The sequence below is a fragment of the Nocardioides sp. AN3 genome, from assembly GCF_054653495.1.
This window is the reverse complement of record NZ_BAAIGC010000003.1, coordinates 309,862-317,606: the sequence shown is the minus strand read 5'-3', so window position 1 is coordinate 317,606 and position 7,745 is coordinate 309,862. Positions and strand designations below refer to the sequence as shown.

Genomic DNA, 7,745 nt, shown 5'->3' with positions numbered 1-7,745 from the left:
TCGCGCTTCTGGACGCGCTCGGTGGAGCCCGCGCCGTCATGGGGGTCACGGAGCTCGCGCAGGTCGTGAATCTCCCCAAGGCGACAGCGCACCGCCTCCTGACGGTGCTCATCGACAGCGGCTATGTGCGGCGGGCGGCCGGGGACAAGTACGCCCTCTCGACGAGGGCCTTCGAGCTCGGGAACCAGGTGGCGGTCGCGCGCGCGAACGGCCTGCGGGACCGCTCGATGCCCGTGCTCGCCGAGCTCTATGCACAGACCAGGGAGGTGATCCACCTGGCCGTGCCCGCCGGACCCAGTGTCCTGTACGTCGAGAAGCTGTTCGGTCCGGAGTCAGCGCGTATCGGCACCGCCGTCGGGACGCGCCGGCCCCAGCATGCGACCGCCCTCGGCAAGTCGATGCTCGCCTTCTCCGACTCGCACGGCAGCGAGACGATGCAATCGCGCTATCTCCGCTTCACCGCCTTCACGATCGCGACCCCCGACCGGCTCGGGCGTGCGCTCGACAAGGTGCGCGAGGAGGGCTACGCGACCGACTTCGAGGAGTCGGTGCTGGGCATCTCGTGCATCGCCGTCCCGATCCTCGATCGCCGTACGAGGAAGCCGGTTGCGGCCATCTCGCTGGCGGCCGGTGCGGTCGGTCAGTCCGTCCTGCGGCACAAGACGCTGATGCTCAGGGCCGCCGAGCAGCTCTCCGGTCACGTCAGCACGCTGGTCGCCTGATGGGACGGACTCGCTTCGGTTCGGCCAGGTGGAACGGCTTCGTTGTCGGACCTCTCGCCGTCTCTCAAGATCAGAGAACCACGCGATGCAGCAAAGAAGGAGCGGGTGACGCATGACCACAATCCAAGCGCTCGGCTATCTGGGACTCCGGGTGAAGAGCCTCGACGAGTGGGAGACCTTCGCGACCGAGATCCTGGGGATGTCGGCTTCGCGGCAGGAACTCGACGGCGAGGAGGCGCTCGTCCTGCGTGCCGACGAGCGCGCCCACCGGGTGACGCTCCGCGCCGGCGACGACGAGATCGACTACATCGGCTGGCAGGTCTCAGGTCCCGATGCGCTCGACGAGGTCGCGAACGCTCTGGACCAGGCAGGCGTCGCCTACAAGGACGACGCCGAACTGGCCGCGCTCCGGGGTGTTCAGCGGCTGCTGCGCTGCACCGATCCCGGGGGATACGCGCTGGAGTTCCACTTCGGCGCGACCGTGCTGCAGGAACCGTTCATCTCGCCCACCGGTGCGCGGTTCGTCACGTCTGCGCCCAACGGAGCTGACACCGGTCTCGGGCACGTCGTGGTCACCGCCCGGAACTTCGAGGAGTGCATCGACTTCTACCGCCGTGTCCTCGGGTTCAAGGTGAGCGACTACATCGTGCCTGTCCCCGGCATGCTGCTGACCTTCCTTCACACCAACCCGCGCCATCACTCGCTGGCGGTCGCGCCCGTCCATGGCGACGGCCAGCCCGGCATCAATCACTTCATGCTCGAGGTCGACGACCTCGAGGTGGTGGGACGCGCACTCGACAAGGTGCAGCAGCGGGGCATCCGCCAGCTCGCCACACTGGGTCGCCACACCAACGACAAGATGCTGTCCTTCTACGTCCAGACGCCTTCGGGATTCGGTGTCGAGTACGGCACCGACGGCGTGCTGATCGACGACGACAACTGGTCGGTCGTGACCTATGACGCGTCGGCCTCCTGGGGCCACGCCTTCGACCTCGACTGACCGCGTTCCTCAGAGAGTGGAGAACACCATGACCACCGCGACGCCCGGAAGCGCCGACTACCTCGAGTCCCTCGTCAACGTCGAGACCGGCGAGTTGGACCGCAGGATCTTCAGCGATGAAGAGATCTTCGACCTGGAGATGAAGAACATCTTCGGTCGGGCCTGGCTCTTCTTGTGCCACGAGACGCAGATCCCGAAGAAGGGTGACTTCTTCGAGGCGCCGATGGGCAAGGACAACGTCCTCGTCGTGCGGCAGCGCGACGGTGGCATCAAGGCCATGCTCAACACGTGCACGCACCGTGGCAATGCGGTCTGCCGTGCCGAAGAGGGCAACGTGCGCAACTTCATGTGCACCTACCACGGCTGGACGTTCGGCCTCGACGGCGAGCTCGTCGGCGTCCCGGGGATGGCCGACTTCTACCACGACGATCTCGACAAGACGAAGTATCCGCTGCGCAAGGTGGCCCAGCTCGACACCTACAAGGGCTTCGTCTTCGCCACCATGGATGCCGAGGCGCCGCCGCTGGAGGAGTTCCTCGGACGGACTGGGCGCGTCGCCATCGACCTCATTGCTGAGAAGGGTGCCGTTGAAGCCCATTCTGGGGTTCAGAAGTTCACGCTAAACTGTAACTGGAAGTTCGCGGCAGACAACTCCTTTGATTTCTACCATCCTCAAATCACTCATATCTCGGCACAGGCAGTCGGAATGATCCCCAGCACCGACGTCTCCGATTCGGGTGGAGCGAAGACCGATGAAGGTCGGGCGCTCGGCGTCCAGCGCCTGCCGAGTGATCTGGAGACGCTGGTCGCGATTGGAGAGTTCGGTCACGCAATCTCGGGTCCGAGCGTCGATTCGATGAAGAAAAATCTCCCGGCGGAAATGCACAAGATCGTAACTTGGCGCGAGGAACCCGGGGCGTATAAAGCGCTCGGCCCGGTTGGGGCGCGGTTCGCCGGGCATCCGCATCTATTTCCCAGCGCGTGGTTCACGCTGGATTCTCAGCTGAGTCTCCGGGTGCCGCGGAGCGTGGGCGTCACGGAGGTATGGTGGTTCAGCTTCAAGCATCGCAACGAGTCGCCCGAGGAGCAGCGCGCCCAGCTCGAGCGTCAGATCCACACGTTCGGCCCGGCCGGCTTCCTCGAGCAGGAGGACGGCGAGAACTGGTCGCAGAGCACGTTGCAGACCCTGGGCGGCTCGAGTCGCGAGATCCCTCAGCTCCTCAAGATGGGACTGGGGCGAGGAAAGATCGTGCACGAGGACGGCCTCGCCCGCATCGAGGCTCCTGTCAACGAGCACGCGCAGCTGTGGACCTATCTCTCCTGGCTCGAATGGGTCAAGGGGACGAGCTGGGACGAGCTGCGGACGGCCACCACTCCCGGCGATTGCATCTGAGGCGAAGAGGTCATGGGAACCATGCATCTGGAGACGGCGATCGCCCCCGAGAAGCTCGCGGCGATGTACCTGCAGTACGAGGTCGAGAAGTTCTACACCCACGAGGCGGCACTGCTCGATCATCAGCGGTTCGAGGAGTGGGTCGAGCTGTTCACCGACGACGCGACCTACTTCATGCCCATCCGCCGGACGGTGCCGCGGCGCAATCTGTCGCGCGAGTTCACCAAGCCCGGTGAGATGGCCTTCTTCGACGACGACAAGGCCACTCTGGTGGGACGCGTCCAGAAGCTCGGCACCGGAACCGCATGGGCGGAGGACCCGCCGTCGCGGACCCGTCACCTGGTCACCAACGTGCGCATCGTCGAGGACTCGGGCGAGGAGTTGACGGTGGAGACGTGCTTCCACCTCTACCGGACCCGCCTGAAGTCGGAGATCGACGAGTGGATCGGACGGCGCGAGGACGTGCTTCGTCGTACGGACGCGGGCTTCCGCGTCGCGCGACGACACATCTTCCTGGATCAGACGATCTTGCTGTCGCAGAACCTCAGCAACTTCTTCTGAGAGGGAACGGGTGGCACTCCAGCGCAAGGACCTGAGGCCGGATGTGACACGGACGGTCACCGCGAACGGCATCACCATCCGCTGTGCGAGGTACGGCGACCCCGCCGATCCAGTGCTTCTCCTCGTCATGGGCATCGGCACGCAGCTCGACGGCTGGGACATGGAGTTCTGCGACGAGCTCGTCGACGCCGGCTTCTGCGTGGTCCGGTTCGACAACCGGGACGTCGGGATGTCCCAGCACTTCGCCGGGACTCCCGACGTCGCGGCTATCCGTCGCGGCGACCTGAGCTCGCTGCCCTACCGGCTCGACGACATGGCCGCCGACGCGATGGGCCTCCTCGACGCGCTCGGAGTCGAGCGCGCTCACGTGCTCGGCGCATCGATGGGGGGCATGGTCGCGCAGCTCATGGCGATCCATTGGCCGGACCGGGTGCTGTCGCTGTGCGCGATCATGTCGACGACCGGCGATCGTTCGGTCGGCCAGGCCGACCCGGCGGTCCTCGAGCTGATGCGGCGCCCGGCCCCCAGGGCACGCGCGGACGTCATCGAGGCGGCGGTCGAGCGATCGCGCGCACTCGCAGGTCGCGGCTTCCCCTTCGACGAAGACGCCGCTCGAGCCCGGGCGGTCGCCGCCTTCGAGCGCGCGCACGACCCGCTGGGCCGGCTTCGTCAGCAGGCCGCCGTCGTCGCAGCGCCGGATCGGACCGACCACCTGCGGCGGCTCCGGGTCCCCACGGTCGCCATTCACGGCAACGACGATCGTCTGGTCGACATCAGCGGAGGGCGGGCCATCGCCGACGCCGTTCCCGGTGCCTGGCTGGAGGTCGTGGACGGAATGGGCCACGGCGTCGCCGCCGAGGCCCGCCCCCAGATCATCGCAGCGCTCCGCCGCAACGCGGACCGTGCCACCGAACACTCAGCGCCTCGCTCTCGATGAAGTCGTGGAGCTGGTCAGCAACGTGTAGCCCGCCGGACACGTTCCGGTAGGCGGAAAGAGGTGTCTTCACGTCCGATTGTGCCATGTCGAGGCGTGATCACGAGGTGCCCGTGGGACCAGGATGCGGGCGCGCGGAGGAATCGGCAGGCGGCTACGGCTAGCGCCTTCGGAGCGGTCAACGGCTCGTGGTGCACTAGAGTCTGGTCACAGCTTGAAGCTCAGTTAGGGGCTGAACAAGTCAACAACGGCTGGTGCACCCCCAGGGTGCACACCCCCGGGCAAACGGGAGCTATCCGGAGGCAACGGACGCCAGAATTCACGCTCAGCGCCACATTTCCGCAGGTCAGAGCGGTGAAATCTTCCGGTTCAACTCCCCCCTCGCGCACGTTGAGAAACCCCAGGGTGACCTGGGGTTTCTCTCATTTCGGGCGTACGGTGTTTACCTCAGGTGGGCACCAGGTGGGCACCAGCGACACTCGGAGGTCCTGGTCATGGCATGGATAGAGCAGCGCAAGCGTGATGACGGCGGCGTCTCCGCGAGGGTGCTCTGGCGGCTGGGCGGTGCCCGGGACGGCGCCAAGCAGATCGAGACGTTCGGCGCTGGGACGGATGCCCAGAACCTGGCCCGCGCCGAGGGCTTCAAGAAGATGGTCGACGCGGCGGGACAGCGTTGGCCCGAGGGCTGGGTCAAGGGCGAGGGATTCGTGCGTCCGAAGGGCGCCGATCCGATGACGGCGCCGCCGCGGTTCGTCGACATCGGCGAGGAGTATGTCCGCCAGATCGTCGATCTCTCGCCGGGGCAGCGCAAGCGCGCGCTACCTCGGGCACCTCTCGGGCGAGCTGATCTTCACCCGTCCGGTGACGGCGATCCACGACGCGGACCTGAAGGCGTGGCTGATCGAGTGGGACCGGTCGCTGAAGACCAAGGCGACCTACCACGGCCTGATGCACGGCGTGTTCGCCTACGCCGTGAAACGTGGCTACTTGACGGCGAACCCAGCGGTCGGGACAGCACCGAAGCTGTCGCGGGTCAAGGCGTCGCGTCCTGAGCTGCGGTTCCTGACCGAGAAGGAGGCGGCCCGCGCGGTCGCGCTGGCCGGCAGTCACGGCGACCTGATCTCGGTGACACTCGGGACCGGGCTGCGGTTCGGTGAGGTGAGCGCGCTGTGGGTCTCCGACGTCGACCTGGAGCGTGGCACGGTGCGGGTCAACAAGGCGTGGAAGCGCAACGGCGAGGACGACTCCACCGAGATCCCGGGCTGGCTGGCCAGGCAGTTGAAGGCGAAGCACACGATGCGCGACCACCATCTCGGCACGCCGAAGACGACGAAGTCGCGCCGCACGATCGGGGTCTCTCCCGCCCTGCTGCAGATCCTGGAGGAGCGGGTCGCGGGTCGGGCCCCCGGACGACTTCGTCTTCACCTCGGCGAGCGGGATGCCCCTTCACAACGGCGACTTCTACGCCCAGGTCTGGCGCGGGCTCATGAAGGAGTTGGCGGCCGAGGGCATCGCGCCCTTCCGATTCCATGACCTGCGCCATACGCATGTCGCCTGGCTGGTCGCGGGCGGCGTGCCGCTGCCGAACATCCAGGCCCGTCTCGGCCACGAGTCGATCACCACCACCATCGACACCTACGGCCACCTGCTCCCCGCGGGCGACGAGCTGATCTCCTCGATCATCGATCTCGGCCTGACCGGCGGCACGATCCGGCCGAAGACCGGCGCGTAACCGTGTTGCTTTTGCTTGCCCAGTGCAACACACTGATGGTGCGGCGATGATCTTCGACCACATCGAGTGGGACGAGGCGAACCTCGACCACGCGACGCGTCGACTGACGCAGGCCGAGATCGAGCAGGCGATCGTGAATGCGAGCCGGATGCGCCAGCATCCCAGCTATCCAGATCGAGGGAGGATCGAGTCGGTGACCGACGGCGGGAAGCGGGTGGTCCTCATCGTGCAGGTCGTGCCCGACGGCGTGCGGCCGATCACGGGATGGGAGGTATGAGGATGGCGGATCCGACGGCCGGTATGACCGAGGCCGAGCTCGCGGACTACTACAACCAGACGCAGGACGTTTCGGACTTCGACCTCGGTGAGGAGGTCCCCATCACGGTGCGCCGCAACGTCACCATCTCGGTGCGCTTCTCCCAGGAGGAGATCGCCGCGCTGCGGGCTTCCGCGGACAAGGCTGGAGTCAAGGTCACCTCCTATATCCGTGCCGCGGCGCTCGAGGCCAGCAATCCCGTCGACCGGGCAACCCTGAGCGAGCTCGCGCGGGATCTGGAACAGCGGGCGCACGACGTCGCTGCTCTCGTGGCGCGTGGCGTGGCCTGATCTCACAGCCTCGATCCACCGATGAACGAGGTCGGGTGAGCGTGCCGTAACGCGAAGATGCCCTTCTGTGCTGGGAGTCTGGGACTTGCGACAGAACCAAACCACCCACTCAGGAGGGCATCTTCAAGATGTGACTCTCTCATACTCTCGGGCGGACCTCGATCTCGTTCGACGATCCCAACCTCGTGTCGTCCAGCGGCCTGCTCCCGGTGCTCGCGCTGGCCGAGGCAGCTGGCCTGCGGGTCCGAGCCGATGAGCACCTCACGGTGCCGACCGACAAGGGCGCGAACGCAGGATTGAAGGTGGCCTCGCTGGTGGCCGGTATGGTCGCCGGCGCGGACTCGATCGACGACATGGCGCTCCTGCGGCACGGCGGCATGGGCCGGCTCTTCGCCCGCGCCTACGCACCCTCGACACTCGGGTCGTTCCTGCGGAAGTTCACCTTCGGCCACGTCCGCCAGCTCGACGCGTAGGGTGCCAGCAAGCAGGGCGCGACCAAGGTGAGCCCGATCGGTGGCGGTCTCATCGCAGTAGACCTCGTGAAGAACCCTTGGTTCCGAGCAAGAGAAAGAGCCAACAAGACCGGCGCAATCCTCGCCGACTTGATCGCGCGCACGGAAGCCGCCGACGTCGTCCTGATGGGGCACAGCCTTGGCGCACGACGCTGCTCTTGCGTAACCCCATTCGGATCAGGTGGCGCCGTACCTGGGAGTGCGTTAGGACAGCAGGGTAGGTTGGAGTCAATCACCTGCCGGGCCGGACTCGTCGAGTCCGCGAGGGCAGATCGGAAGGTGGAC

9 protein-coding genes and 2 pseudogenes are annotated in these 7,745 nt (G+C 66.4%); all 11 read left to right on the top strand.

Translation table 11 applies throughout. The features are described from left to right. The coding region (locus ACYQ1K_RS06000; RefSeq protein WP_459981901.1) for an IclR family transcriptional regulator at positions 1–722 on the top strand (722 nt) is incomplete at its 5' end. Positions 723–834: 112 nt separating this feature from the next. Beyond that, positions 835–1,722 carry a VOC family protein gene (locus ACYQ1K_RS05995; RefSeq protein ID WP_459981900.1) on the top strand — a complete coding sequence of 296 codons (888 nt, stop codon included), beginning with the start codon at positions 835–837 and terminating at the stop codon, positions 1,720–1,722. Between the two features lie 139 nt (positions 1,723–1,861). Continuing rightward, positions 1,862–3,115: an aromatic ring-hydroxylating oxygenase subunit alpha gene (locus ACYQ1K_RS05990; protein WP_459981899.1), complete on the top strand. Its 1,254-nt coding sequence runs from the start codon at positions 1,862–1,864 to the stop codon at positions 3,113–3,115. 12 nt (positions 3,116–3,127) lie between these two features. After that, positions 3,128–3,676 (top strand): aromatic-ring-hydroxylating dioxygenase subunit beta, encoded by a 549-nt coding sequence (locus ACYQ1K_RS05985; protein ID WP_459981898.1) that lies wholly within the window; start codon positions 3,128–3,130, stop codon positions 3,674–3,676. A 43-nt stretch (positions 3,677–3,719) separates the two neighbouring features. Then, entirely contained in the window at positions 3,720–4,613 is an 894-nt protein-coding gene (locus tag ACYQ1K_RS05980) for an alpha/beta fold hydrolase (protein WP_459981897.1), read from the top strand. A gap of 768 nt (positions 4,614–5,381) precedes the next feature. Beyond that, a complete protein-coding gene (locus tag ACYQ1K_RS05975) occupies positions 5,382–6,143 on the top strand; it encodes a hypothetical protein (RefSeq protein ID WP_459981896.1) in 762 nt (253 codons plus the stop codon). Continuing rightward, positions 6,049–6,342: a tyrosine-type recombinase/integrase gene (locus ACYQ1K_RS05970; protein ID WP_459981895.1), complete on the top strand. Its 294-nt coding sequence runs from the start codon at positions 6,049–6,051 to the stop codon at positions 6,340–6,342. Before ACYQ1K_RS05975 ends, ACYQ1K_RS05970 begins: the two co-directional genes overlap by 95 nt. A gap of 46 nt (positions 6,343–6,388) precedes the next feature. Next, positions 6,389–6,619: a hypothetical protein gene (locus tag ACYQ1K_RS05965; protein WP_459981894.1), complete on the top strand. Its 231-nt coding sequence runs from the start codon at positions 6,389–6,391 to the stop codon at positions 6,617–6,619. Between the two features lie 2 nt (positions 6,620–6,621). Then, on the top strand, positions 6,622–6,948 hold the full coding sequence (locus tag ACYQ1K_RS05960) for a plasmid mobilization protein (protein ID WP_459981893.1): 327 nt from the start codon (positions 6,622–6,624) through the stop codon (positions 6,946–6,948). 161 nt (positions 6,949–7,109) lie between these two features. Next, positions 7,110–7,418, top strand: a pseudogene (locus ACYQ1K_RS05955) (IS1380 family transposase); the annotation flags it as partial. 30 nt (positions 7,419–7,448) lie between these two features. Then, positions 7,449–7,601, top strand: a pseudogene (locus ACYQ1K_RS05950) (hypothetical protein); the annotation flags it as partial. Between the last annotated feature and the right edge of the window lie 144 nt (positions 7,602–7,745).